At 65.5% G+C, this 23,570-nt stretch carries 24 protein-coding genes; 20 read left to right on the forward strand and 4 right to left on the reverse strand.

Going from position 1 to position 23,570, the window contains the following annotated elements:
• Window positions 1–33: 33 nt before the first annotated feature.
• Complete coding sequence (locus tag NET02_RS07530; protein WP_284056771.1) at window positions 34–2,085, reverse strand: Ig-like domain-containing protein; 2,052 nt, start codon at window positions 2,083–2,085, stop codon at window positions 34–36.
• Between the two features lie 334 nt (window positions 2,086–2,419).
• On the opposite strand from NET02_RS07530, the gene NET02_RS07535 reads away from it, so the two are divergent.
• Window positions 2,420–2,800, forward strand: a complete 381-nt coding sequence (locus NET02_RS07535; protein ID WP_284056772.1) for a hypothetical protein — start codon at window positions 2,420–2,422, stop codon at window positions 2,798–2,800.
• 26 nt (window positions 2,801–2,826) lie between these two features.
• Here NET02_RS07535 and NET02_RS07540 read toward each other — a convergent pair whose 3' ends face one another.
• The gene (locus NET02_RS07540) at window positions 2,827–3,330 is read right to left on the reverse strand and encodes an iron-sulfur cluster assembly scaffold protein (RefSeq protein ID WP_284056773.1); all 504 of its coding nucleotides are present in this window, start codon (window positions 3,328–3,330) and stop codon (window positions 2,827–2,829) included.
• Window positions 3,331–3,451: 121 nt separating this feature from the next.
• On the opposite strand from NET02_RS07540, the gene NET02_RS07545 reads away from it, so the two are divergent.
• The 13 genes from NET02_RS07545 (at window position 3,452) to NET02_RS07605 (ending at window position 14,280) form a co-directional block, all read left to right on the forward strand.
• Window positions 3,452–3,859, forward strand: a complete 408-nt coding sequence (locus tag NET02_RS07545) for a Fur family transcriptional regulator (RefSeq protein ID WP_284056774.1) — start codon at window positions 3,452–3,454, stop codon at window positions 3,857–3,859.
• Window positions 3,860–3,987: 128 nt separating this feature from the next.
• On the forward strand, window positions 3,988–4,776 hold the full coding sequence (gene sufC / locus NET02_RS07550) for a Fe-S cluster assembly ATPase SufC (RefSeq protein ID WP_284056775.1): 789 nt from the start codon (window positions 3,988–3,990) through the stop codon (window positions 4,774–4,776).
• A gap of 52 nt (window positions 4,777–4,828) precedes the next feature.
• On the forward strand, window positions 4,829–6,241 hold the full coding sequence (gene sufB, locus NET02_RS07555; RefSeq protein ID WP_284056776.1) for a Fe-S cluster assembly protein SufB: 1,413 nt from the start codon (window positions 4,829–4,831) through the stop codon (window positions 6,239–6,241).
• A gap of 90 nt (window positions 6,242–6,331) precedes the next feature.
• Complete coding sequence (sufD, locus tag NET02_RS07560; RefSeq protein ID WP_284056777.1) at window positions 6,332–7,669, forward strand: Fe-S cluster assembly protein SufD; 1,338 nt, start codon at window positions 6,332–6,334, stop codon at window positions 7,667–7,669.
• A complete protein-coding gene (locus tag NET02_RS07565; RefSeq protein WP_284056778.1) occupies window positions 7,666–8,928 on the forward strand; it encodes a cysteine desulfurase in 1,263 nt (420 codons plus the stop codon). The genes sufD and NET02_RS07565 overlap by 4 nt, the downstream gene beginning before the upstream one ends.
• Before the next feature lie 16 nt (window positions 8,929–8,944).
• Window positions 8,945–9,325 carry a Fe-S cluster assembly sulfur transfer protein SufU gene (sufU, locus tag NET02_RS07570; protein WP_284056779.1) on the forward strand — a complete coding sequence of 127 codons (381 nt, stop codon included), beginning with the start codon at window positions 8,945–8,947 and terminating at the stop codon, window positions 9,323–9,325.
• A gap of 13 nt (window positions 9,326–9,338) precedes the next feature.
• Complete coding sequence (locus NET02_RS07575) at window positions 9,339–9,656, forward strand: metal-sulfur cluster assembly factor (protein WP_284056780.1); 318 nt, start codon at window positions 9,339–9,341, stop codon at window positions 9,654–9,656.
• Between the two features lie 397 nt (window positions 9,657–10,053).
• Window positions 10,054–10,680 (forward strand): polysaccharide deacetylase family protein, encoded by a 627-nt coding sequence (locus NET02_RS07580; protein WP_284056781.1) that lies wholly within the window; start codon window positions 10,054–10,056, stop codon window positions 10,678–10,680.
• A gap of 354 nt (window positions 10,681–11,034) precedes the next feature.
• Entirely contained in the window at window positions 11,035–11,475 is a 441-nt protein-coding gene (locus tag NET02_RS07585) for a cupredoxin domain-containing protein (protein WP_284056782.1), read from the forward strand.
• 256 nt (window positions 11,476–11,731) lie between these two features.
• On the forward strand, window positions 11,732–12,580 hold the full coding sequence (locus NET02_RS07590; RefSeq protein ID WP_284056783.1) for a TIGR03560 family F420-dependent LLM class oxidoreductase: 849 nt from the start codon (window positions 11,732–11,734) through the stop codon (window positions 12,578–12,580).
• An 87-nt stretch (window positions 12,581–12,667) separates the two neighbouring features.
• Entirely contained in the window at window positions 12,668–13,318 is a 651-nt protein-coding gene (locus NET02_RS07595) for a thioredoxin family protein (RefSeq protein ID WP_284056784.1), read from the forward strand.
• 179 nt (window positions 13,319–13,497) lie between these two features.
• A complete protein-coding gene (locus NET02_RS07600; RefSeq protein ID WP_284056785.1) occupies window positions 13,498–14,004 on the forward strand; it encodes a hypothetical protein in 507 nt (168 codons plus the stop codon).
• Between the two features lie 3 nt (window positions 14,005–14,007).
• The gene (locus NET02_RS07605) at window positions 14,008–14,280 is read left to right on the forward strand and encodes a hypothetical protein (RefSeq protein ID WP_284056786.1); all 273 of its coding nucleotides are present in this window, start codon (window positions 14,008–14,010) and stop codon (window positions 14,278–14,280) included.
• Window positions 14,281–14,999: 719 nt separating this feature from the next.
• On the opposite strand, the gene NET02_RS07610 is transcribed toward NET02_RS07605, so the two are convergent.
• On the reverse strand, window positions 15,000–15,677 hold the full coding sequence (locus NET02_RS07610; RefSeq protein WP_284056787.1) for a cyclase family protein: 678 nt from the start codon (window positions 15,675–15,677) through the stop codon (window positions 15,000–15,002).
• A 103-nt stretch (window positions 15,678–15,780) separates the two neighbouring features.
• Between NET02_RS07610 and NET02_RS07615 the strand changes: the two genes are divergently transcribed.
• From NET02_RS07615 to NET02_RS07640, 6 genes are all read left to right on the forward strand, one after another.
• The gene (locus NET02_RS07615) at window positions 15,781–17,061 is read left to right on the forward strand and encodes an MFS transporter (RefSeq protein WP_284056788.1); all 1,281 of its coding nucleotides are present in this window, start codon (window positions 15,781–15,783) and stop codon (window positions 17,059–17,061) included.
• Between the two features lie 72 nt (window positions 17,062–17,133).
• Window positions 17,134–18,366, forward strand: a complete 1,233-nt coding sequence (locus tag NET02_RS07620) for a hypothetical protein (protein WP_284056789.1) — start codon at window positions 17,134–17,136, stop codon at window positions 18,364–18,366.
• A 181-nt stretch (window positions 18,367–18,547) separates the two neighbouring features.
• Window positions 18,548–18,997: an arsenate reductase/protein-tyrosine-phosphatase family protein gene (locus NET02_RS07625; RefSeq protein WP_284056790.1), complete on the forward strand. Its 450-nt coding sequence runs from the start codon at window positions 18,548–18,550 to the stop codon at window positions 18,995–18,997.
• A gap of 122 nt (window positions 18,998–19,119) precedes the next feature.
• Entirely contained in the window at window positions 19,120–19,608 is a 489-nt protein-coding gene (locus tag NET02_RS07630) for an SRPBCC family protein (RefSeq protein ID WP_284056791.1), read from the forward strand.
• A 400-nt stretch (window positions 19,609–20,008) separates the two neighbouring features.
• Window positions 20,009–21,835: a DNA repair protein RecN gene (recN, locus tag NET02_RS07635; protein WP_284056792.1), complete on the forward strand. Its 1,827-nt coding sequence runs from the start codon at window positions 20,009–20,011 to the stop codon at window positions 21,833–21,835.
• Window positions 21,836–21,952: 117 nt separating this feature from the next.
• Window positions 21,953–22,261 carry a YbaB/EbfC family nucleoid-associated protein gene (locus NET02_RS07640; protein WP_284056793.1) on the forward strand — a complete coding sequence of 103 codons (309 nt, stop codon included), beginning with the start codon at window positions 21,953–21,955 and terminating at the stop codon, window positions 22,259–22,261.
• Here the strand turns inward: NET02_RS07640 and NET02_RS07645 are convergent.
• The gene (locus NET02_RS07645; RefSeq protein ID WP_284056794.1) at window positions 22,221–23,081 is read right to left on the reverse strand and encodes a serine hydrolase; all 861 of its coding nucleotides are present in this window, start codon (window positions 23,079–23,081) and stop codon (window positions 22,221–22,223) included. The genes NET02_RS07640 and NET02_RS07645 overlap by 41 nt on opposite strands.
• Between the last annotated feature and the right edge of the window lie 489 nt (window positions 23,082–23,570).

Below are 23,570 nucleotides of genomic sequence, written 5' to 3' on the forward strand. Positions count from 1 at the left end.
GGGGGCCGGGCGCGGGAAGGCCTGGCCCCGATATCAGCGCTGGCGCCAAGGACGAGCGGGCGATTGGCGCACGGTAAGGAACCGGCCGACCAGAAGGGCGGCGATCAGAAGGGCTGCCGCCGCGGGGAGTCCAAGAAGCAGCGCGACGTCCAGAACGGTGAACAGCGCGAACTCCACCGAGAGCGGGCCATCGACCACGATCGTCCTCGTCGAGGCCAGCAGCGGCCCGTCGATGATGACCCGGTATTCTCCAGGCGGAAGCTCGATCGTCGCCTGTCCCCGTAGACCGGTTGTGAGTGCGGTGAGATGGCCATCCGGGGATTCGATGGCCATCCTCACCCCGGCGAGCGGCGAGCCAACCAGTCGGTCAGCGACCCGGAACCGGACGCGGTGCAGCTCCAGGACAATCTGCCACTCTCGTTCCCGGCGCGGTGTGAAAGTCGTCTGGCCCGGAGCGAGCACGTTCTTCCCGTCGACGATGACTTCCTCCACGGTGTAATGAAGATCCTCTTCGGATACTGTCCCGTTCCCGAAGACGACCTGGCTGGATGCCAAATCCTGTGGCTCGCGGAGCTGCTGGGCCGTAAACACAAGGCGCTCGCCTTGGCTATTGCGGAGCGTCATCGATTGGATGCGCTCCAGGTTCACCGGAGTGCCGGCACGGTCGAGAAAGGACCAGGTGACGGGCACCTGCGCAGAGACTACTGCTGGCTCACTTTCCGGAGAACGGTTGCCGGCTGCGTCGCGTGCACGTACGGTGTAGGCGTAAGCAGATCCCTCGTCGACGCTCAGGTCAGAGTACGTGGTTGTCGTATCGGTGGTGGCTACGAGTACCCCGTTGCGGTAGATCTCATAGCCCGTGACACCCACGTTGTCGGTCGTCGTGTTCCAGTTGAGGTCGACGCGGTTAGGCCCCACCCGGATCGCGGCCAAACCCTGCGGCGCTTCCGGCACGCTCGTGTCGGCCTGCTCGGGCCGGCACGGGACCGAACCCGAGTCGAGCACGTGGCCGTTCACGTTGATGAACTCGAACCGGGCGCCGTCAGGGTTAAGCTCCAGCCGGAGCGCGCCGAAGGCGAGCGGCACGGCATCGATTCCCTTCGCCAGCCGATCGTCGTGAGCCGCGAACGCCCGGATGCCGTGTCCTCCGGTGCCGACTACGAATTGAGTCACCCCAGTCGGCGAGGGGTTTCCCGAGCTGTCGAGCGGAACCCAGCGCTGGTAATTGTGGTCGTGCCCGCTGAGGACCAGGTCGACGCCGTGCAGCACCAGCAGCGGCCAGAGTCCCTCCACCCGCAAGCTACTTCCTTGTGTCCCGATGCTGTAGATGGGATGGTGCAAGAACACGATCGTGCAGGGCACAGGATGATCGCGCAGCTCCTGCTCGAGCCAGCCGTACTGCGGAGAGCCGGGCGTGACCTGCTTATTTGAGTTCAGGCTGATGATGCGCCATCCGGCTACTTCGAAGCGATAGGCGTCGGGAACTGCGCCCCAGTAGTCGTAGTAGCCCGGGGCGACACCCCCCTCGTGCTCGTGGTCGCCGACTGTCGGGTTGGTGATCTCGCGAAAACGCCCGTAGAACCGATCGCCGACGCCGTACCAGTTGTAGAACTCGACCGGCGTGCCCTCTTCATAGACGTCTCCGAGATAGAGCAATAGATTGGGATTCCATGACGCGATCAGATCGGTGACCTGCTGAGCGGCGGTCTCACCGCTGGCCCCGTCGCCGACAGCGGCGACGATGACCGGTCGACCAGGCTCCGGCGGCCGCCCGGTCGTGGGTGTGAAGGGAGCTGGTTGAGTCTCCGGGGGTTCAGTGATGCCGTTCTGGAAGTGCACGGTGATCGCCGCGCGGTTCGATACGAAGTCGTCGCGCAGCAGTGCCTGGGTTTCCAGGCGATGAGGCCCATCGACGAAGCGATCCGTGGGGAGGAGAAACTCGTAGGGAGCTTCGTAGTCGGTCAGCAGGTACGCTCCATCGAGGTAGAATGTTACGCGCCGGACCCCCGGGTCGGAACCGGACGCCGTGACATTGGCTGAGATCGGGCGTACGCCTTCGAGCGTTGTGCCCGCAGCAGGCTCCACGATGCAGAGCTCGATCTGGTATCCCCCTTGAGGCGGAGAGCTCGATGCGCAGCTTTCTGCCTGCGCGAGGACCGGAATCCCGGCAGGGAGACCAGCGAGGCATACCAACAAAAGTAGTATTCCTAATCTCCAGGAGAGCAAACCGCTGCGCATCATCCCAACTTCACCGTTCTGGGGTGCCTAGGGTTAGCTGAGATTTTACAGAAGCGCGAGCCTGCTGCGACACCTTGCACCTCGCGTGGTCAGATGCGCAGCACTGCTGGTCGTCGGGTAGGATTGAGGTCGTTCGCTGGCGGCCAGGAGCCGGAAACCCAGGTCGATCAGGAGCCTGCTGATGAGCGAAGCGTCGCCGTATACCCCTTCTGGCAATGGCACGACCCAGGCCGAGCGCGAGGCACTGAGCGATGAGATGGCCCGCACGGCGTTCCAGCGCAAGGTGGTCACCCACGCGGCGGCGGAGGATGTCCTCGCTGACGCGATCGAGTTCTTCCGCGCGCGTGGTTACCGCGCCGGTCGAACCGGCCGCCCGAACCAGGTGTACGTGCTGGGAGGCCGAGAGGGGATCCTGCCGCGGGTGACCGCTGAGATCTCGATACAGCCGAATGTCGGCAAGGCGCGCGCAACCCTGGTGACGATCAGCGGCTTCGGGCCACGGCTTCAGGAGCACCTGCGCGCCTTCGCCGAGCACGTTCGCGCGAAGCGCCGCGACCGCTGAAGAGCCCGGAGGGGTGGGGAGCCCAATCAGCCAGACTCGCCGCGCCGCGGCACCTCGCCCGCAGTTCCGGAACGGGAATCGCGGGCTGCCTCGCCGGTGACGATGCCGAACTGCTCGTTCTCGCTCGTGACACGGTCGAGTCCGGCTTCTTCCCGAAGCCGATCTCGCTTGTACTTGGTCACCGCGGCCTTGAGCGTGCCGAGCGCCAGGGTGGCGCAGCGTGGCCGCAGGCGAACTGCCTCCTCGCCGATCAGCTCCTCCATGAGGTGATAGTCAGTCTCCAGGACCTCGTCGAGCGTCCAGCCCTCCTCGTTGACGAGCTCCAGCAGGATATCGGCCGCTGCCTGGCTGATGGTGCAACCCTCACCCTCGAACGATGCCTCGGCAATGACCTGGCCATCATCGCCGACCTTCAGGTAGATCGTTACGATGTCGCCACAGCCTGGGTTGCCGCCGGGCATGGTGACGTCAGCCTCGGGAATCGCGTAGCGGTGCCGGGGGTGCTTGAAGTGGTCCAGAAGGATTTCCATCTGCTCCTGGCGATCCATCGTCACCTCGCAGTAGTCTGGGTTGACGAATTCCGATCCATCGGGTAAGGTATAGCACAGGTGAAAGCGAGAATCATTCTCACATGGGAGCAAGTCGCAGGAGATGCTTGAGACCGGATTCCGCCTGACACCACAGCGATTGGCGATCCTCGCCGAGGTGCAGAATGCCGAGCGGCATCTGACTGCGGGCGAGATCTTCGAGCGCGTGCGGCGCAAGTATCCGACGATCGCGTACGGCACGGTTTACCGGACGCTGCATCTCCTGGCAGAGCGCGGGCTGATCCAGGAATTCCCGTTCGGTGACCACGCCACGCGGTTCGACCGGCGTACTGATCGACATGACCACGTTCACTGCGTCGTTTGCGGTGAGCTGGTCGATGTCGATGTGCCGATCGCGATCTTGGCCCGGCAGGTGGCCGAAGAGCAGACCGGCTACGAGATCCATGACCATCAGACTGTCTTCTCGGGGATTTGCCCCACCTGCCAGGAAGCCGGACACCGCCTTCGATGAGAGAGGAGGTGCCGGCACCGGAGGATTCGTCTGCTTGCGCGCTTTCGCAACCTGTGGGTATAGTAACATCGTACGTAACGCGAGCCAGTCGTGGACGAGGCGAGTGAGAGATGGAGGGATCGAACGCGATGACGCCTGAGGCTACGCCGCTCTTCACGATCGAGAACCTACATGCCGGGATCGAGGGTAAGGAGATCCTGCGCGGCCTCGATCTGACGGTCAACCGTGGCGAGATTCACGCGCTGATGGGCCCCAACGGCTCCGGTAAGAGCACCCTCGCCTACGTGATCGCCGGCCACCCGAACTACGAGGTATACGAGGGCCGGATTCTCTACAAGGGCGAGAATATCCTGGAGATGACGCCGGACGAGCGCGCGAAGCTGGGGCTCTTTCTCGCGTTCCAATATCCGACCGCCATCCCCGGAGTGACGGTGGCCAACTTCCTGCGGCTCGCAGTCAACTCGGTGCGCAAGGCACGCTACGGCGAGGACAAGGCGCTGAGCCCGCGGGAGTTCCGCCGGTTGATGCGCGAGAAGCTCGCGATGCTGCGCATGGATGAATCGTTCGCCACGCGTTACCTGAACGAGGGGTTCTCCGGTGGCGAGAAGAAGCGGGCGGAGATCCTGCAGATGGCGCTGCTCGAGCCCGAGTTCGCCATTCTCGACGAGACCGACTCCGGGCTCGACATCGATGCCCTGCGCACGGTGGCCGACGGCGTCAATGCGCTGTTCAACCCGAACATGGCCATGCTGATCATCACGCACTACCAGCGAGTGCTGTCCTACATCAAGCCGCATTTCGTCCACGTCATGCTCGATGGCAGAATCGTCGCCTCCGGCGGCCCGGAGCTGGCCGAGGAGCTCGAGGCCAAGGGCTATGACTGGCTGAAGGCGGAGTTCGCCGAGGCAGCGTCGTGAGGCGGGACTGAGTCGACGCCTCGCTGCAGACCACTGGAGAGGGGTCGAGACCATGGCAACTGAGGCAGAACTCGAACTGCAGCGACTAGGAACCGAGTACAAGTACGGGTTCCGCGACCCGGAGCAGTACGTCTTCAAGACCCGCAAAGGGCTCGACCGGGAGGTCGTCGAGCAGATCTCCTGGATCAAGGGTGAGCCGGACTGGATGCGGGAGTTCCGGCTGAAGGCGCTCGAGTACTTCCAGCGGCGGCCACTGCCGACCTGGGGCGCGGACCTGAGCGAGCTGAACTTCGACGACATCTATTACTACGTCAAGCCTACCGAGAAGCAGGGCCGCTCCTGGGACGAGGTGCCGGAGTACATCAAGCAGACCTTCGAGCGCCTCGGAATTCCGGAAGCGGAGCGGAAGTTCCTGGCCGGTGTCGGCGCGCAGTACGAGTCGGAGGTCGTCTACCACTCGCTGCGTGAAGATCTTGAGCGCCAGGGAGTCATCTTCGTCGACATGGACACCGCAGTCCGGGAGTACCCGGATCTCGTCAAGCAGTACTTCGGCACCATCATCCCGCCCAACGACAACAAGTTCGCCGCGCTCAACTCGGCGGTGTGGTCGGGCGGCTCCTTCGTCTACGTGCCGGAGGGCGTCCGAGTAGAGATCCCGCTCCAGGCCTATTTCCGGATCAACGCCGAGAACATGGGACAGTTCGAGCGCACGCTGATCATCGTCGAGCCGGGCGGCTACGTCCACTACGTCGAGGGCTGCACCGCGCCGATCTACAGCACGGCCTCGCTGCACAGCGCGGTCGTTGAGATCATCGTCAAGGAGGGCGCTCGCTGCCGCTACACGACCATCCAGAACTGGTCGAAGAACGTCTACAACCTGGTGACCAAGCGGGCCGCGGCGTACCGCGACGCGACGATGGAGTGGGTCGACGGGAACCTCGGTTCCAAGGTGACGATGAAGTACCCGGCGGTCTGGCTGATGGAGCCGGGCGCTCGTGGCGAGGTGCTCTCGGTCGCCTTTGCCTCCGATGGACAGCACCAGGATGCTGGCGGCAAGATGGTGCACGTGGCGCCCTACACCTCGTCGCAGATCATCTCCAAGTCGATCTCCAAGGGCACCGGCCGGTCCAGCTACCGCGGGCTGGTGAAGGTGCATCGCGGCGCTCACCATGTGCGCGCCAACGTGGTCTGTGATGCGCTGCTGCTCGATGAGCAGAGCCGGACTGACACGTATCCGTACATGGAGATCGAGGAGGAGCAGGTCTCGATCGGTCACGAGGCCACGGTGAGCAAGGTCGCGGAGGAGCAGCTCTTCTACCTGCAGAGCCGAGGGCTCTCCGAAGCTGAGGCGATGAGCATGATCGTCAACGGCTTCATCGAGCCGATCACCAAGGAGCTGCCACTCGAGTACGCGGTGGAGCTCAACCGGCTCATCCAGCTCGAGATGGAGGGCTCGGTCGGTTAGTATCCCGGCCGGGCGTGGATGGGAGAGGCGGGCCGGCCGTGGTGAACGCCACCTCGGCCCGCCAGGCAGCACGCGACACGGAAGGGGTCTATGAGCACGACCGTTCAGGAAATCGCACGGGGGTTCTCCCGCCGGGCAGTCGAAGAGCTCTCTTGGAAGCGCGGCGAGCCGGAGTGGGTTCGCGCTCGGCGGTTGGACGCCTGGTCTGTCTACGAGGCGACGCCCATGCCCAGCCGTACCGACGAGGAGTGGCGGCGCACCGACATCCGTCGCCTGCCCATCGACCAGGTCTACCCCTATGCTGGGCTCGACCGGCGTGCTGGGTCGCTCAGCGACCTCCCGCCAGCGCTGGTCGAGAGCCTCGGTGAGGCGGCGCTGCGGTCCGGTCTGCTCGTGCAGGTCGATGCATCGACGGCATACGCTGAGCTTGATCCGGCACTGGTGGAGAAGGGGGTAGTCTTTACCGACCTGGCCACCGCGATCGAACGTTACCCGGACCTGGTCCAGCGCTACTTCATGACCGAGGCCGTGAAGCCTTCGGACAACAAGTTCGCCGCCCTGCACGCTGCCTTCTGGAGCGGCGGCGTCTTCGTCTATGTACCGGCCAACACGCAGGTGGCATTGCCGCTCCGCAGCCACGTCTGGGCAGAGACCCCGGGGGCAGCGATCTTTGCCCATACGCTGGTCGTGGCTGAGGAGGGAGCCTCGGTCGTACTGATCGATGCCTGGGCCTCTCCGACGTCTGATGAGCCGGTGATCGCGTCCAACGTCGTCGAGATCATCGCCGGCGAGGCGGCGCAGGTACGGTACATCCAGCTTCAGGACTGGGGCCGCAACGTGTGGAACTTTACGACCCAGCGCGGCCTGGTCCAGCAGGATGCGGTGGTGAACACGCTCAACGTCGGCCTCGGCTCCCGGCTCAGCAAGGCGTTCATCGCGAGCCACCTGGTCGGGCCGGGAGGCACTGCCGAGATGCTGGGACTCTACTTCGCTGACGATGCCCAGCACCTGGATCATCAGACCCGGCAGTGGCACATCGCCCCCTATGCGACCAGCGACCTGCTGTTCAAGGGCGCGCTGAAGGACCGGGCGCGCACCGTCTTCTCCGGTCTGATCAAAGTGTTCCCACACGCCCAGCGAACGGACGCCTACCAGGCGAACCGCAACCTGATTCTCTCGCCGACGGCTCGCGCAGACACGATCCCGAACCTGGAGATCGGCGCGAACGACGTGCGCTGCACGCACGGCGCGACTGTCGGTCAGGTAGAGGAGGAGTACATCTTCTACCTGATGAGCCGCGGCATTAGCCGCACCGAGGCGGTGAAGCTCATCGTCGACGGCTTCTTCGACGAGGTGATCGAGCGGGTTCCGGTCGAGGAGGTTCAGGCGGACGTTCGCGCGGCGATCGCGCGAAAGATCGGGCTATGAGCACGCTACACGCCCATACCCGCCAGTTCGACGCCCGCGCGCTGCGCGAGGAGTTCCCCATCCTCCAGCGGCTTGTCCGTGGTGGCAAGCCGCTGATCTATCTCGATAGCGCCGCTACTTCGCAAAAGCCAGCCGCTGTCATCCAGGCGCTGGAGGACTTCTACCGTACGACGAACGCCAATATTCACCGTGGCGTCTACGAGCTGAGCGAGGCTGCAACCCTCGCCTACGATCAGGCAAGGGCCAAGGTCGCCAGGCTGATCAACGCGCCCGACCCGCGGGAGTGCATCTTCGTGCGCAACACCACGGAAGCGATCAACCTGGTAGCGCAGTCGTGGGGGCGAGCCAACCTCGGCCCGGGCGACATCGTGGTACTGAGCCTGCTCGAGCACCACAGCAACATCGTGCCCTGGCAGCTCATCGCGCGCGAGCGGGGCGCGGAGCTGCGCTATATCGACATCGACGAGAGCGGCCGGCTGCTGCTGGAGCAGCTCGACGAGTACCTGGCTAGCGGCCGGGTCAAGCTGGTAAGTGTCACCCACGTCTCGAACGCGCTCGGCACGATCACCCCGGTGGCCGAAATCGTCGAGCGCGCGCACGCCGCCGGTGCGGTCGTACTGGTCGACGGCGCCCAGAGCGTGCCGCACTTGCCGGTGGATGTGCAGGCGCTCGGAGTCGACTTCTACGCGTTCTCCGGCCACAAGATGCTGGGCCCGATGGGCATCGGTGTCTTGTACGGACGGCGCGAGCTGCTCGAGGCGATGCCGCCGTTTCTCGGGGGCGGGGACATGATCCGCACGGTCACGCTCGAGGAGTCGACCTGGGCCGACCTGCCGGCCAAGTTCGAGGCCGGTACGCCGAGCGTGGCCGACGCGGTGGCGCTCGGCGTCGCGGTGGACTATCTCCAGCGACTGAGCATGCCAGCCATCCGCCAGCACGAGATGGAGCTGGTGCGGTACGCGCTCGCTCGCCTGGACGAGATCCCCGGCGTGACCCTATACGGTCCGGTGGGCGAGGATCGTAGCGGGGTCGTCAGCTTCACGCTGGGCGATGTCCATCCTCACGACATTGCCGGCATCCTCGACAGCGAGGGTATCGCCATCCGGGCCGGCCATCACTGCGCTCAGCCGTTGATGCGCCGGCTGGGGGTGGTGGCCACTGCGCGCGCGAGCGTCTACCTCTACAATACAGAGGAGGACATAGACCGGCTGGTGGACGCGCTCTTGATCGTCCGGCAGCTCTTCAACATCGAGGACTGAGCGCGGAGAGTGGGCGGTGTCTGACCTGTATCGCGAGCATATCCTGGATCACTACCGCAACCCGCGCAACTACGGGACACTGGAGCCACACGACCGGAGCTTCGAGGACAGTAACCCGCTGTGCGGGGATCGGGTCCGGATCGATCTGCGGCTGGACAACGGCACGATCGCGGACATCGCCTTTTCCGGCCGCGGCTGCGCGATCAGCCAGGCTTCGGCATCGATCTTGACGGAGATGGTCAAGGGGCAGAGCCTGGACTTCGTCAAAGCGCTCACGGCCGACGACCTGCTGGATGAGCTTGGTATCCCTATTAGCCCGGCTCGGCGCAAATGCGCGCTGCTGAGCTTGAAGGTGTTGAAGGCAGCAGCCTACGGACTGAACGAGTGGCCGGAATAGGAGCGTGACAGCGATGCCACACTTTACAGAAGACGATGTCCGGGAGCGGCTGAAGGCGGTCTACGATCCCGAGATCGGCATCAACGTCGTCGACCTCGGTCTGATCTACGGCATCGACCTCGAGGAGCGGGACGGCAAGACCGACGTTCTGATCACGATGACCTTGACCTCGATGGGCTGCCCGCTGGGGCCGATCCTGATGGAGGAGGTCAACCAGGCACTGAGCGACCTGCCCAATCTGGGCGAGGTCGACGTGAACCTGGTCTGGAGCCCGCCTTGGACACCTGATATGATGAGTGAAGAGGCGAAGGACGAGCTCGGTATCTGGTAGCGTCGATGCGCCGGGCGATGAGATAAGACCGCCTCGAGTGCAGAGGCGGTCGTTTTTGTGACACGCGTCTGCCAGCGAGCGAGAATCGGAGGGCGTTGTGCGCCGCTCGTGCCTGCTGCTCCTGCTCTTGGTGGTCCCACTGGTCGGGTGCTCCGGGCCGCAAGCCTTCCCGTCGACGCCCACTCCAACTCCGTCTTCACCGACGGCGACCCCGACCACAGCTCCGGCGCCGAGTACGCCGAGCGTCCCGGTGGCAACCCCCACGAGCCGCCCGGAGCCGCCCCCGTTGCCGACGGCGACGCCGATACAGGAACCCACGGCAACAATCCCTCCACCGGTCCCGACGCAGCGGCCGGCACCCACCCCGACCACAGCACCTTCCGGGGAGGCGATGGTTGTGGAGCGGGTTCAGACCGATGAGCCCGTCATCGCGCTCACGTTCGATGCCGGAGCGGACCGCGGCTATGCCGAACAGATCCTGGATACGCTCGCATCGGAAGGCATCAAAGCCACCTTCGGGATGACTGGACGCTGGGCTGAGGATAACCCGGATCTCGTCCGGCGGATGGTGGAGGAGGGGCACCAGCTCATCAACCACACCTATAGCCATCCATCCTTCACTGGCCGCTCGACCGGTCAGCCGCCACTCTCGACGGAGGAGCGCCTGGCTGAGATCCGGCGACTGGAAGAGGTCGTGGCTGAGGTCACGGGCAGCCAGGAGACGATGCGGCCCTATTTCCGACCACCCTACGGTGACTACGACGAGTCGGTTCTGCGCGATCTGCCGCTGGCCGGCTACACGGTGGTGGTCATGTGGTCGGTGGACTCGCTGGGCTGGAACGGGCTCAGCGCCCAGGAGATCACCGATCGATGCCTAGCCGGCGCCGAGCCGGGCGGAATCATCCTGATGCACGTGGGCGCGCAATCTGCGGATGCTCAGGCACTTCCCGGGTTGATTGCCGCGCTCCGCGCGCGCGGCTACCGCTTCGTCACCGTTGCCGAGCTGCTTAATCTGGCCGGTTAGCCAGTCACGGAGGCGGCGCCCGGCGCGGCGGCGACCCGATTGCCGGCTGGGTGCTTGATGAGTTGATCCAGGCTCCTTCTTGAACCTGGCCGGCTCGTCGAATCGCATACTACAGCAATTGCTCAACTGTAAAGATCAGGCCGGGCATCGGTAGGACTGAATGATAGGAATGTCGGGAAATGTTTGACACTTTGGGGGGAAATCTGACCGCGTTACGAAGATGTTGCTATACTCGCGAGGTGGTGTGGTTCCGGAGAAGTTCCGACCGGAGCCAGGCGATCGTGGATTGAGTCGGAGCGCACCCATCAGTGGCGGGTGCACGGAAACGGGTTGCGAGCTGAACAGGAGGCACGCATGGCTGAAACACGAGGAGCCCGGCTTAGCGAGAAGTCGCTGGCTGCTCCCCTGACGCGCCGGGCCCTGCTCCATCGGAGTGCATTACTGGCGCTGAGCCTGCCTGTCGTCAGCGCCGCGCTGGCGGCTTGCGGCGGGGGCGGTAATGGGGGTGGCGGCGGCGAAGGTGGCGGTACGACGATCCGGATGTCGGAGTACCAGTTCAGCCCCAATACCCTTACGGCGAGTGCTGGCCAGGAGGTGAAGGTCACGCTCCGGAACGAGGGCTCGCTGGAGCACGACTTCGTGATCGACAACGTGATCACCTCGGACCTGGTTGCGCCCGGGAAGTCCTTGGAGGTCACGTTCACCGCTCCGAGCCAGCCCGGCCAGTACGAGTTCTACTGCTCGGTTCCGGGCCACCGCGAGCTCGGTATGGTTGGGACCCTCACTGTCCAGTAGTGAGACACATCGAGAACGACTCGCGTGCAGGAGAGCCGGCCCGAAACCGGGCCGGCTCTCGGCTCTTCATCGGGTTTCCCCAGGGTCGTGACTCCCTTGCCCGGGCGGGCTCCAATGCCCGATGCGCGACAGGCAGATCTCTCCTAACCCATGCTCGACAGCGGCGCACCGGCTCGGGCATCGCACGCAGGGACGCGTTGGCTGCTGGCCGCCTTGGTACACTGACCGTCGAGCAAGGAAGGCAGGGAGGACGGCGATGGGGTTTCCACTGCGGTTCGGCATCGGTACCGGCAATCGGCGACCTTTTTCGGAGCTGGCGCGCCAGTGGCAATGGATCGAAGAGCTGGGCTTCGATACCGCCTGGGTAGTGGATCACTTTATGGCAGGAGACCACGAGGACGTCCCGTACTTCGAAGCCTGGACGCTGATTGCCGCGCTCGGAATGCGCACCGAGCGCATCCGCTTCGGTGTCGTGGTGAGCGGGAATACGTACCGGAATCCGGGCCTGCTCGCGAAAGAGGCTGTGACGATCGATCATGCAAGCAACGGCCGCGTGGAGCTCGGCATCGGCGCCGGCTGGTGGGAACGGGAACACCGCGCCTACTCGTTTCCGTTCCCGAGCGTCGGTGATCGGATTGCCATGCTCGAAGAAGCCGTTCAGGTAATCGATAGCCTGATGACCCGGCCCAGGACGACGTTCCAAGGCCGCTTCTACCGGTTCGAAGATGCTCCTTTCGAGCCGAAGCCGGTGCAGAAGCCGCGCATCCCGATCATGATCGGTGCCTTCAAGCCGCGAATGCTCCGGCTCGCTGCTCGCTATGCCGACATCTGGAATACGCGGGGTGAGCCAGAAGAGGTCGCCCCGCTGGCCGAGCAGGTGCGCCGGGCCGCGATCGAGGCCGGGCGCGATCCGGACGCGATCCGCTTCTCCGTCTTTACCTGGCGGCATCCCTTCCAATCGGAGAAGCATTTCTACGAGCTCGTGCTGGCGTATCGTCGCGCCGGCTTCACTGACCTCATCTTCCCGATGCCTCCGGAGGAGGCCTGGCCGGTGCTCGAACGGTGCGCTCGTACCGTCATTCCGGAGCTCCGCCATATGGAGTGAAGCGGAATCCTGGCTGGAGGGTGGATGCCTGCCCGCCCGTGTTGTCGATGCACGCGAGCGGGAATGCAGGTGAAGTCAGGGGTGTTGGTGACTCAGATAATGAACGAGCCAGTCGAGCAGAAGGGGGTGGAACGAATGACGCTGGCGGCTGATCGTTGGGAGCAGGCAATGACGCCTGACGAGTATATGAGCCAGATGGTCGAGAATCGCGAGCGATTCGAGTCCAACATCGCGCGGACCAGAATCATGCCCGGCGATTGGGCGGCGTTCGGACAGGAACCAGTGCGCATCCTGGTGCTCACGGAAGACTGGTGCGGCGATTCGGCCCAGTTCGTTCCCATGGTCGTCAAGCTGGCGCAGGAGATCCCCACGGTTGAGGTCCGTATCCTCCGCCGCGACCAGCACACGGATCTCGCGGACCGCTACCGGCGCAAGGATGGATACCAGGCCATCCCGGTCTTCATCGTGCTCGACAGCGAGATGCATGAGCTGGGGGCATTGATCGAGCGACCCGAGCGTGCCACTGCCGAGATAGTGGAGGAGCGGAAGCGCTTCCTCGCGGCCCATCCGGAATTGCCTGGCGCCAACCGCGCCTTCGACCGCATGCCGGAGGAGACCCGCCAGGCGCTCAAGGAGCACATCGCCGGCTGGAGGGACGGGCAGTTCGATCGTTGGACTCGCTATCTGATGGAAGACCTGGCGGAAATCACCAGGAGCGTCCGCACCCGGGCGGCCTGAGGCTGCCCAGGTACCAGGTGTCCAGGAGGGGCGGCCGCACGGCTGCCCCTCTGTTTGACAGCCCCCTTGCCGGCCCGTAGGATCAGCGCTGGTGGACGTCATGAGTTGACAGGCCGGCATGGCACATTGGCCTGGCCCAAAGCCTGGCCCGAGCCCGAGATCGGAAAGAGGCAGCGTCGATGGCCGAGACCAGAGAACCCGGCGTGCGGCAGACCACGTACAAGCAGCCGGGTGGCTACGTGCCCACGGAGGCGACCGAAGCGTTCTCAGTTCAGGTCGACCGGGTCGAGGGGCAGATCGTCATCCTTCGACAGAGCGAGGCTGATCAGGTGACCGGCGACCGGGTCAGCATGGAGCAGTCATCCGCCCTGACCGTTGAGGCCAAGAGCGCGCAGGTCGACCGCAGCGCGGTGCGAGCGCTGGAGGCTGAACGGGCGGTCACCCAGCGCAGCCGGATCGGCCGACTGGTTGCGGGTGAGTTGCGCTTGGTCAAAAGCCAGGTGTTGGCGCTTTCGGCTGAGCAGGCTCATCTCGAGGACGCGCGCGTACTGCTGTTTGCCGGGAAGGCGGAGGGCGACGTCAGGCCGCTCCTGAACTTCCCGGGTGCTTTGGCACTCGGCGCTGGGCTCGGCCTGGCCCTGGGTCTGGTCGCGGCAATCGCTCGAGCAGTCGGCGGACGGAGGTAGGTCATGGCAGCAGGCTTGGCCCGAGTCGTCAGATTCGTTGCCGGGAGCGCGCTCGGCATCGCAGCCGGTGCCGTCGTCGCGGCTACGTTCTCGCCGGAGCGGCGGCGGGCGATCGAGGAGCGAGTCCGTGCCCGGCTCGCCGAAGCCCGCCAGGCTGCAACCGAGGCCGAGTCGCGGACCGAGAGCGAGCTCTGGGCGCGCTTCCGCCAGCTTATCGGTCTGCAATCTCCGGATGGGCTACCAGCCCCACCTCGACCCCAAGGAGAGGGACGCTGAGCCCGGCCGCGTCTCGCGCCCGGCGCGGGGATCTGGTGCTCGGCATCTCTAGGGCATGAGCCCTCGCACGGGCAAGCGCGAGCAGGGCATGGACGGTGTGACCGCACGAGCGAGCACCTCGCCCAGCTCGTCGATCGTGGGCCCCTCCGCCTGGAGCGCCATGGACGCCACCGGTATTACTGCCTGGCCGGTCCGGAGATTGCTTGTCTCCTCGAGGCGATGGATACCGTTGGCTCCTCGTCGAGCAGGGAGAGCGCGGGAGCGAGCGAGCCGCCGGTTGGGCTCTATTTCGCGCGTCTGCTATGACCACCTGGCGGGCTGGCTCGCAGTGGCTATCCGATCTGCCTTGATCAGAAAAGGGATACTGGTCGAAGACGGCGCTGAGCATCGCGTCACGTCGACGGGTGAGGCGTGGCTGAACACACTCGGCATCGACCTCGACCCTGCCCGGCGGGCGCGCCGCTCCTTTGCTCGTCGGTGTCTCGATTGGAGCGAGCGGCGCCCCACCTGGCGGGCGCTCTGGGCTCCGCCCTGCTGCAACGGCTGCTCGAGCAGGGCTGGATCGTGCGCATGCCGGGTGAGCGTACCGTGGAGCTTATCGCTGCTGGCCGGCGTCTCCTTGCGCGCGAGCTTAATCTCGAGGTGCCCTCTGCGTCGATCTCCGCTGGCCGCGCCTTTGACGCCCATGGGGCTAGGTAGAGCTGAGGGCGCTGGGCAACTCAGCGTTCGATGACGACGGCATAAGCGCGCACCGGGATCGAGGAGCCACCAGGAATCGGCAGCGGCGCCGCGTGGAAGCGGAAGCCGCGTCGCGGTAGCCGCTCCAGCCCGCGCAGGTTCTCGATAATCGGTATTCCGTGGGCCAGCAACCGCGAGTGGACAGGCCGGGCGAGGTCTGCTACGTCATCCACGTTCCACGAGTCGATCCCCACCAGTGCTGCCCCGGCGGCGACCAGCACCTCGGCGGCCTCACCAGTAAGGTACGGATTTGCTGCCAGGTAGTCCGGCGTACCCCAACGGGCATCCCAGCCAGTTCGGATGAGGACGGCGCAGCCGGTCATGTCCAAAGCCGTGAACCGCTCGGGACCGATTGCTAGGCGCCCGGCGTCGACCTCGCTGGCCACGTCGACCATGACCCCTGGAAGATCGGCGGTTCGGTCCAGGGGCAGTGAGGCCAGATCCGGGCCATCTTCATACCGGTGATACGGTGCATCCAGGTACGTGCCGCTGTTCCCGATCAGCCGGTAGCGATGGATGACAAAGCTAACGCCCGGAGCGTAGCGCTCGCCCGATGCCTCGCGGCTGAGAAACTCTTCGATCTCCGGGCCCGGAAGCCCTGGGAACATCGGAATCGCCGGGCCGAGCGGGTGCGTGAGATCCACGATCCGGGGTCGCATCGCATTCTCCTCTCACCGTCTCCTCGGCTAAACGATAGCGTAAGTGCTGTGGCCAAAGTGGAAGCTGTACCGCAATAATCAGCGAGGCGAGGGAGCGGGCACAGTGGCACAGTGGATTCCAGCCCGGATACGGCAGTGGACGCTGGACCAAATTCTCCGTTACCCCCGTCCACTCTGGCTTCTGGCATCGGCCAATCTGGTGCTCTTCACAGCGCGGGGCATGGTGCTCCCCTTCCTGGTCATCTTTTTCGGCCAGGTGGTCGGGCTAGGGGAGGGGCTCGTAGGTGCCGGCCTTGCGGTTGCGGCCACCTGCGGGGTCGCCTTTACCTTGTTGCTGGCCGGGACGATCGACCATTTCGGGCCGCGGCCAGTCCTGATCGCCACTGTAGCGGGGCTCGGCCTTGCCTATATCGCTTTCCCCTGGGGGACCACCCCCGAGCGGTTCCTGGGGCTGATGGTTCTCTTCGGGCTGTTCGGTAACCTCTACTGGCCTGCCTCCGATGCGCTGGCGACCTCGTTCTTGCCGCCAGCTCGTGCCGGAGAAGTATTCGCCCTGCTCCGAGTGGCCAATGCCACTGGTATCGGTGCTGGCGGCTTGATCGGCGGAGTACTGGTCTCTGGGGGAGGGCTCCCGGAATACCGGCAGCTCTACCTGCTCAGTGGTGGCCTCGTGTTCCTGGCGGCCGGTCTGATTCTCGTGCTCGTGCGCTCCTCAGGCAGAGCGGCCAGGGCAAAGCGAGAAGATGCTCCCGCGCTCCTCGGCTGGCGGGAGGTGATGCGTGATCGCTGGTTCATCCTGAGCCAGGTCATCCTGTTCATCCTGGTCACGGCCTTCACCCAGATCCAGGTCAGCGTTCCTCCTTATCTCCGAGAGTCTGCCGGCGTCGAGGAACGGGTGATCGGCGGGCTCTTCGCCGTCAACACCCTGATCGTCGTTGTCGCCCAGGTGCCGGTCGCCCGGTCCCTCTCCGGGCGGCGCTACGGCCTGACCTTCGCGCTCGCCGGTGTCATCTGGGGCCTCAGCTATGCGCTGTTCGCGTTGAGCCCCTGGCTCAGCGAGCTTGCGTTCCTAGCGATGATCGTCTACACGCTGGCCGAACTCCTCTTTATGCCGGCCTCCGGAGCGATCATCGTCGAGCTGGCGCCAGAAGGCCTGCGTGGTCGTTATCTGGCCTTCAGCAGCGTGGTCTGGGGGCTGTCCTGGGGTAGCTCTTCATGGGCGGCTGGCCTGGTGCTCGAGTCGTCGCGCCCCATCCTGCTCTGGCCGGGGCTCATAGCTCTGCTCCTGATCGGAGCAGCGATCAGTCTGCTGCTCGACCGCCGACCGAAGCTGCAGCCGGCGGACGCCCCGGCTGAGGAACCGGTCGCGGTTGGGCAGGAATGACACGCCGCGCCAAAGGCAGCTCGGGATACAATGGCGCCGGCGGCACTTCCACACTGTAGGTGAGACCGGGGCATGAAGGGCTCGATATTTCTTTTCGCCACCGACCTGCACGATGAAGGGCTGGAGGCTGTCCTCGACAACATTCAGGGACGCGCCGGGCTGGACGGGGTCAGTCTGGCCTGTGCATATCATCACGCCCGAGATGTGTTTCCACACAACCCAGTGCGCAAAGTTCGCTACCTGGAAGGAGGCACGGTCTTCTTCCGCCCCGATTCCCAGCGTTACCAGGATCTGCGCATTCGGCCACAGGTGAGCCAGCTTGCGGAGCAGGTCGGCATACTGGAGGCGCTGGTAGAAGTCGCGGGCCAGCGCGGGCTGGCCGTGCGCGCCTGGACGGTCTTTCTCCACAACACCAGGCTGGGCTCGCTTTATCCTGACTGTGCCATGCAGAACGCCTTCGGCGACCCTTACATTACCCAGCTTTGCCCGGCCAACCCTGAAGTGCGGGCCTTTGCGGCAGCGCTGGCGGCAGACATCGCCCGCTACGGGGTGGACGCAATCCTGGCCGAGGCGCTCTGCTACCTGGGGTTCGACCACGGCTATCACCACGAGCGCTGCTTCGTGCCGCTGAGCCCGATGGCCCGTTGCCTGCTCGGCCTCTGCTTCTGCCGGCACTGCCTGGAGACGGCTGGTGAGGCCGGCGTCGACGGCGAGCGCGTTCGCGATCTGGTCCGCCAGGTGCTGGAGGAGGCACTGGCGGGCTCGCCACCTGCCTGGCTCGCACTGGAGCTCACCTGGGACAACGTCGCCGGGCTGGCTGGAGGGGAACTCGGCGGTTACCTTCTGGCACGGATGGGGGCTGTGACGACGCTCGCCCGAGCGGTGAGCCAGGCAGTGAAGCGAATACGGCCCGAGACGACTGTCTACTTCATGGACATGTCCGGTGCAGCCAAAGGTTACGCGACAGGCGAGCCCGCCGGCGAGCCTGCGCCGAACAGTGCCTGGCAGGACGGGGTAGATGTCGCGGCAGTGGCTCGCGCGGCTGGTGGCCTGGAGGCGATCGGTTATGCCCGCAATCCCGAGCGCTTGCGCTTCGACCTCACTGCCTACCGCGAGCTGCTCCCCGAGGCGACGCCCTTCTCCGTCGCGCTGCGGCCGATGCTGCCGGACTGCGACACACCGGCTAACCTGGCTGCCAAGGTAGCGGTGGCGAGCGAGGCGGGCGCCGAGTGGGTAGACTTTTACCATTATGGGCTGATGCCACTCGACCGCCTGGACTGGATCCGCCAGGCGCTCCACGGCTAGCCTGCCGGGGGACAGGGAATGGTTATGGCGACGTGGGCTCTACCCGGCGCCGCTAGTACGTCCCGACTCGTCGAGAGAGCCGGGCAGCCCCATGTCGTCGTGAGCTGCCCACGCCGCCACTGTACGCGATAGCCCTTCCGGGTCGGCTTCGGAGTGCCCAGCGGGTAGGGGAGGGATAGCGATGCAGAGAGCGGATGGAGTTACATCCGTCCTCTTCGTGTGCCGCGGGAATACCTGCCGGAGCCCGATGGCGGCGGCGCTTGCTCGGAAGGTGCTGGGATCGGAGATCGAGATCCAGAGTGCCGGCATCGAGGCCTGCGACGGTGCTCCGGCTGCTCAGAACGCGGTCGCGGTGATGGCCGAGAGGGGGATCGACCTCAGCGGTCACCGCGCTCGCCGCGTCGACGCCGCTGGTCTTGCCTCCTTCGACCTGGTCGTCGCGTTGGATTCGGGTATCGCGGCGACGCTCCGGGCGTTGGGCGTAGACCCGGTGAGACTCGTTACGCTGGATGTCCCCGATCCGTTTGGCCAAAGCGTTGAAGCGTACCGAGCAACAGCGGAGCAGATCGCTCGGGCGCTCGAGGGGATCTTCCGGCCGGGTGGCCACATCGATGAGGAGGGAGGGACCTGAGCCGATCCCGCACGTGTCGAACCGATCCGTCACCGGTGCTCGCGCCTGCGGTGTGGGCCGGCCTGTCGCCGTTAGGGAGTGTATCTTTCGCATGCTGCAGTGCACATAGCCGGGAGGCACCCATGAGCGACTATGCCTTCACGACGCTCTGGCTCGTCGGAGCGCCGGCGGATGCCGTCTGGGAGGCGATTTGTCATCCAGAGCACTGGCCGGTGTGGTGGAGGGGAGTCGAGCAGGTTGTCGAGGTCCAGCGTGGCGATGATCGCGGGGTGGGCAGCGTTCACCGCTACGCCTGGAAGAGCAGGTTGCCGTACCGGCTGACGTTCGACATGCGTACCGTGCGTGTCGAGCCGCCGGTGATCCTAGAGGGCGCGGCCAGCGGTGACCTGGAGGGCACCGGCCGCTGGTACCTCTGGAGCGATGCTCACTGGACGGTTGTCAGGTACGACTGGCAGGTGCGGACGACGAAGCGGTGGATGAACCTGGTCTCCACGCTCGCCCGGCCGCTGTTTCGCTGGAATCACGATGTCGCGATGAGATGGGGAGCGCAGGGGCTAGCGAAGCGGCTAGGCACGCGGGTCATCGAAGGGCGCGAGCTCGGGAGAGCGTAGCTTGGCTCGCCCAGCTCCCACGTCTACTCGAGAGCCTCTTCTCGGGTCTCCCCGTACGCCGAGATGTGGTCCGAGGCAGGGACAAGAGTTACCGACAACTGTGCCTCAAGATCGTACTCGAGGAGGTCAGTGAAGCGGCGCAGCGGCAGCTCGTTTCTCCCTCAGGTCGGTTTGCCGCGCGGCGCGGGCGTGTACTGGCCCACTGTGCGGCAATGACCCGCATCCTGGTCAGGCCCTTGGAATCGAACCGGGCCAGGCGGCCTGTCCCAGAGGCCATCATCGGTCATGGTGCGGCGACGCGCGGTCGATCAAGCGCTATCTCCAAAGGTTGCTGGCGGGGGGTCGAGGTTCCTGCTTCGATCCTGGCGCTCTCGTACAATTGCGTTGAGCGGATCGAACGGTGGCTCTGGGCTTGCATGCCGGGCTCGCTACGCCGGCCGGCTGGTTCGCAAGTAAACGAGGCAGCATGCTCCTGGAACTGGCAATCCGTGACCTCGCGATTATCCGCGAGCTGCGCCTGAGCTTCGAGCCGGGGCTCAACGCGCTGACCGGCGAGACTGGAGCCGGCAAGTCGATCATCATCGATGCGCTCGGCGCCGCGCTCGGCGCGCGTGCCTCGGCGGATCTCGTCCGGACTGGCGCCAGCAAGGCCTGGGTCGAAGCTGTGTTCGATGCCCGAGACCTGCTCGGGCGCGAGGACTTCCGAGCATTACTCGAGGAGGCTGGCATCGAGCCAGAGGATGGGCTCCTGATCCTGGCCCGCGATATCAGCGCCTCTGGACGCAGCACCGCGCGGGTGTGCGGGCGGACCGTGCCGATCTCGGTTCTCACCGAGATCGGTCGCCGCTTGGTCGATATCCACGGACAGAGCGAGCACCTCTCGCTCCTCCGGCCCGAGACCCAGCTCGACCTGCTCGACCGTTTCGCTGGCACCTGGCCCGAACGGCAGGAACTGGCGGAGCGGGTTCGCGAGTACCGCCGCGCCTGGCGTGCCTACACCCAACTGGTGAGCGAGGAGCGCGAGCGAGCGCAACGAGTCGACTTGCTCCGTTTCCAGGTGCAGGAGATCACGGCTGCCCGGTTGCAGCCGGGCGAGGAGGAGGCGCTCGTTCGCGAGCGCTCTCTTCTGGCCAACGCCGAGCGCCTGGCAAGCCTGGCCCAGGAGGCGTATAGCTTGCTGGCTGGTGGCGACGGAGAAGGCGGGCTCTCGGCTGTCGACGCGCTGCGGCTGGCCACTGTGCGGCTGGAGGAGCTGTGCCAGCTCGATTCCGAGCAGCGCGCGCTGGCCGGCCAGGTGCTGGAGGCGACCTATGCGCTGGAAGAGGCGGCGCGCGAGCTGCGGAGCTACGCTGAGTCGGTCGAAGCCGATCCTGAACGGCTGGCCGCCGTGGAAGACCGGCTGGCGCTGATCAAGCAGCTCAAACGCAAGTACGGATCCACGATCGAGGAGGTCCTGGAGCACGCCCGCCGGGCGGCGGCGGAGCTCGAGCGGCTCGACACCAGCGAAGAGGAAGCAGCTCGGCTACGGTCGCAGATCGATGAGCTGGCCGCGGAGATCCGGGCGCGAGCAGAGCGCCTTTCACAGCGGCGGCGCGCGCGTGCGGCGGAACTGGAGCGCCAGGTCGAGGAGGCAATGCGCCTGCTCAACATGGGCCGAGCTGAATTCGTGGTGGCCTTCCGCACGTCGAGCGAGGACAACGCTGGTGGCGACCGGCTCGGCGTGGACGAGACCGGCGCGGATCGGATCGAGTTCCTGATCGCTCCCAACGCTGGCCAGGAACCTCGACCGCTGGCGCGCATCGCATCGGGTGGGGAGACTGCCCGGCTCATGCTAGCGATCAAATCGATCCTCTCCGAGGTCGACGAGACGGCGACGCTGGTCTTCGACGAGGTCGATGTAGGGATCGGTGGCCGCAGCGGGCAGGTCGTCGGCGAGCGACTGTGGTCGCTGACCGACCGCCATCAGGTCATCGTCATCAGCCACCTGCCGCAGATCGCTGCTTTCGCCGAGGCGCACTTCCGAATCGCCAAGGAAGAGGTGCGGGGCGTTGCCGAGACCCGGGTCACGCGCCTCAGCGAGGAGGAACGGATCGACGAGCTGGCCGCGATGCTCGACGGCCTGCCGGTCACGCCGCAGTCGCGCGCCAACGCTGAGGCCATGCTCGAGCGCGTGCGGCACCTGAAGGCCCGGCGAGCACCGCTGGCGGCCGCGCGGAGCCGGCCGTAGGGCCGGTGAATCCCTCGACCTGGACGGGGCTGCTGCCGAGCCCGCGTGCTCATCAGTGCTATACTCCAGCCGTTGCGAGCGGAGCGGCGAGAGAGCATCGCTGAAGGAGCGTGCGCGATGCAGCCCAACCTCAAGATGATCCAGCAGATGCAGGCCCGGCTGGCCCAACTTCAGGAGGAGCTGGCAGCGACTGTCGTCGAGGGAACGGCCGGTGGCGGCGCCGTGCGGGTCGAGGTCAACGGGCTGCGCGCCGTGCAGCGGGTCAAGATCGATCCTTCCGTGCTCGATCCCGACGATGTCGAGCTGCTGGAGGATATGATCGTCGCCGCGATCAACGAGGCGATGAAGCGAGCCGAGGAACAGGCGTCCCAGAAGCTCGGCGCGATCACCGGCGGGCTAGGGTTGAAGCTTCCGGGCTTGATGTGAACTCATGTTCGCTTCCGCGCTCTAGGCCACCCTCGATCTCGGTACTCGGGTTGAAGTAGGCGTAGACCGCGGCCGAGAGTCGAGCGATCGGCTCCGATTGCCAGGCTGTCTCCGAGAGCACGACGATCACGTAGGTGGCGCCGGGCGAGTACACGATCCCGGCGTCGTGCGTGGCGTTCTCCCAGTTGCCCGTCTTGTTGGCCACGATGACGCTCTCCGGCAGCAGGGCCGGCAGGCGATCCCGCACACGCTGCCGGGTAAGCAGACCGATCATCTCCCGGCTGGCCTGCTCGTCAACCGCTCGACCGCAGGCCATCCGTTCGAGCAGCCGGGCCAGGTCTGCGGCAGTCACCGGCAGCGCCGGGTCGTTGACCCGCATCGAGCGCAGGCCCAGCTCTCGCAACCCCTGATCGACGTTGTGCCAGCCTACGAGATCTGCCAGGAGCACTGCCGAGGCGTTATCGCTGACCGTGATCATCGCCTCGACAGCCTGGCTCACCGTGATGACCGAGCCGGCCGACCAGCCGAGCAGCGCCAGGGTCCCGAGATCCTGCTCTGCTGCCTCCTCGGTGATCGTGAGCGACTCGGAGAAGGCGAGGCGTCCTTGGCGCTCCTGGCGGTAGACCTCGTAGAGGACAGCGAGCTTGTACAGGCTGGCAGCATAGAAAACCTTGTCCGGCTGCACGGCGGCTTCGGTGCCGCTGGTCAGATTGCGGACGACGACCCCGTACCGGCCGGCATCCGGCCCGAGCGCCTGCTCGATCAATGCCTCGAGCTGGGGATCGTACCGGAGCTCGGACGGTTCCCAGCACCGCGCCATGGGCAAATCCGCCATGAAGGCCGGTCTGGGAGTCTCCGCAGGGATCGCTGGAGTAACCGTTGGCGATGCTGTTGCCGGTGAAGGCTGGGTCGATCGACCGGCTGCCCACGGCACTGCGGTCGGTGCGGGTGCCGTAGAGGTGGCGCTGGGCGTCGGGGTTGGAATCACGGCCGATATAGGAGTGATCGCCGGATCGGCCTCGGGTGAAGGCCCAGGCGATCGCGAGCCTTCCAGCGAAGGAGGTGTAGGGGACAGCGGCTGGGGCGTTGCGAGTTCATCAGCCCCCTCGACGTTTCGCTCAACCTGGCTTTCGAGGGCGAGGAGCAGCGGTGGCAGCAGCGCCAGGATGAGGAATAGGGCAAACCCCAGCGCTACCCAGCGAGCGCCTCTTGCACACTTGGATGAAGAGAGGTCTGACCGCGGGCGCATGACCACCTGGCGAAGAGATATTGGAAACGCCGCGCCGATACAGTACCTCGCCGATTCCGC

Source organism: Thermalbibacter longus (assembly GCF_023806485.1).
Classification (GTDB): Bacteria; Chloroflexota; Chloroflexia; order Thermomicrobiales; family Thermomicrobiaceae; genus Thermalbibacter; species Thermalbibacter longus.

Coding starts and splice junctions, on each gene's coding strand:
- NET02_RS07600 (WP_284056785.1), top strand. CDS start 13,498: ATGGCCGAGACCAGAGAACCCGGCGTGCGGCAGACCACGTACAAGCAG.
- sufD (WP_284056777.1), top strand. CDS start 6,332: ATGAGCACGACCGTTCAGGAAATCGCACGGGGGTTCTCCCGCCGGGCA.
- NET02_RS07565 (WP_284056778.1), top strand. CDS start 7,666: ATGAGCACGCTACACGCCCATACCCGCCAGTTCGACGCCCGCGCGCTG.
- NET02_RS07610 (WP_284056787.1), bottom strand. CDS start 15,677: ATGCGACCCCGGATCGTGGATCTCACGCACCCGCTCGGCCCGGCGATT.
- NET02_RS07605 (WP_284056786.1), top strand. CDS start 14,008: ATGGCAGCAGGCTTGGCCCGAGTCGTCAGATTCGTTGCCGGGAGCGCG.
- NET02_RS07575 (WP_284056780.1), top strand. CDS start 9,339: ATGCCACACTTTACAGAAGACGATGTCCGGGAGCGGCTGAAGGCGGTC.
- NET02_RS07645 (WP_284056794.1), bottom strand. CDS start 23,081: ATGGCGCGGTGCTGGGAACCGTCCGAGCTCCGGTACGATCCCCAGCTC.
- NET02_RS07640 (WP_284056793.1), top strand. CDS start 21,953: ATGCAGCCCAACCTCAAGATGATCCAGCAGATGCAGGCCCGGCTGGCC.
- sufB (WP_284056776.1), top strand. CDS start 4,829: ATGGCAACTGAGGCAGAACTCGAACTGCAGCGACTAGGAACCGAGTAC.
- NET02_RS07545 (WP_284056774.1), top strand. CDS start 3,452: ATGCTTGAGACCGGATTCCGCCTGACACCACAGCGATTGGCGATCCTC.
- NET02_RS07535 (WP_284056772.1), top strand. CDS start 2,420: ATGAGCGAAGCGTCGCCGTATACCCCTTCTGGCAATGGCACGACCCAG.
- NET02_RS07625 (WP_284056790.1), top strand. CDS start 18,548: ATGCAGAGAGCGGATGGAGTTACATCCGTCCTCTTCGTGTGCCGCGGG.
- NET02_RS07630 (WP_284056791.1), top strand. CDS start 19,120: ATGAGCGACTATGCCTTCACGACGCTCTGGCTCGTCGGAGCGCCGGCG.
- sufC (WP_284056775.1), top strand. CDS start 3,988: ATGACGCCTGAGGCTACGCCGCTCTTCACGATCGAGAACCTACATGCC.
- NET02_RS07620 (WP_284056789.1), top strand. CDS start 17,134: ATGAAGGGCTCGATATTTCTTTTCGCCACCGACCTGCACGATGAAGGG.
- NET02_RS07590 (WP_284056783.1), top strand. CDS start 11,732: ATGGGGTTTCCACTGCGGTTCGGCATCGGTACCGGCAATCGGCGACCT.
- NET02_RS07585 (WP_284056782.1), top strand. CDS start 11,035: ATGGCTGAAACACGAGGAGCCCGGCTTAGCGAGAAGTCGCTGGCTGCT.
- NET02_RS07540 (WP_284056773.1), bottom strand. CDS start 3,330: ATGGAAATCCTTCTGGACCACTTCAAGCACCCCCGGCACCGCTACGCG.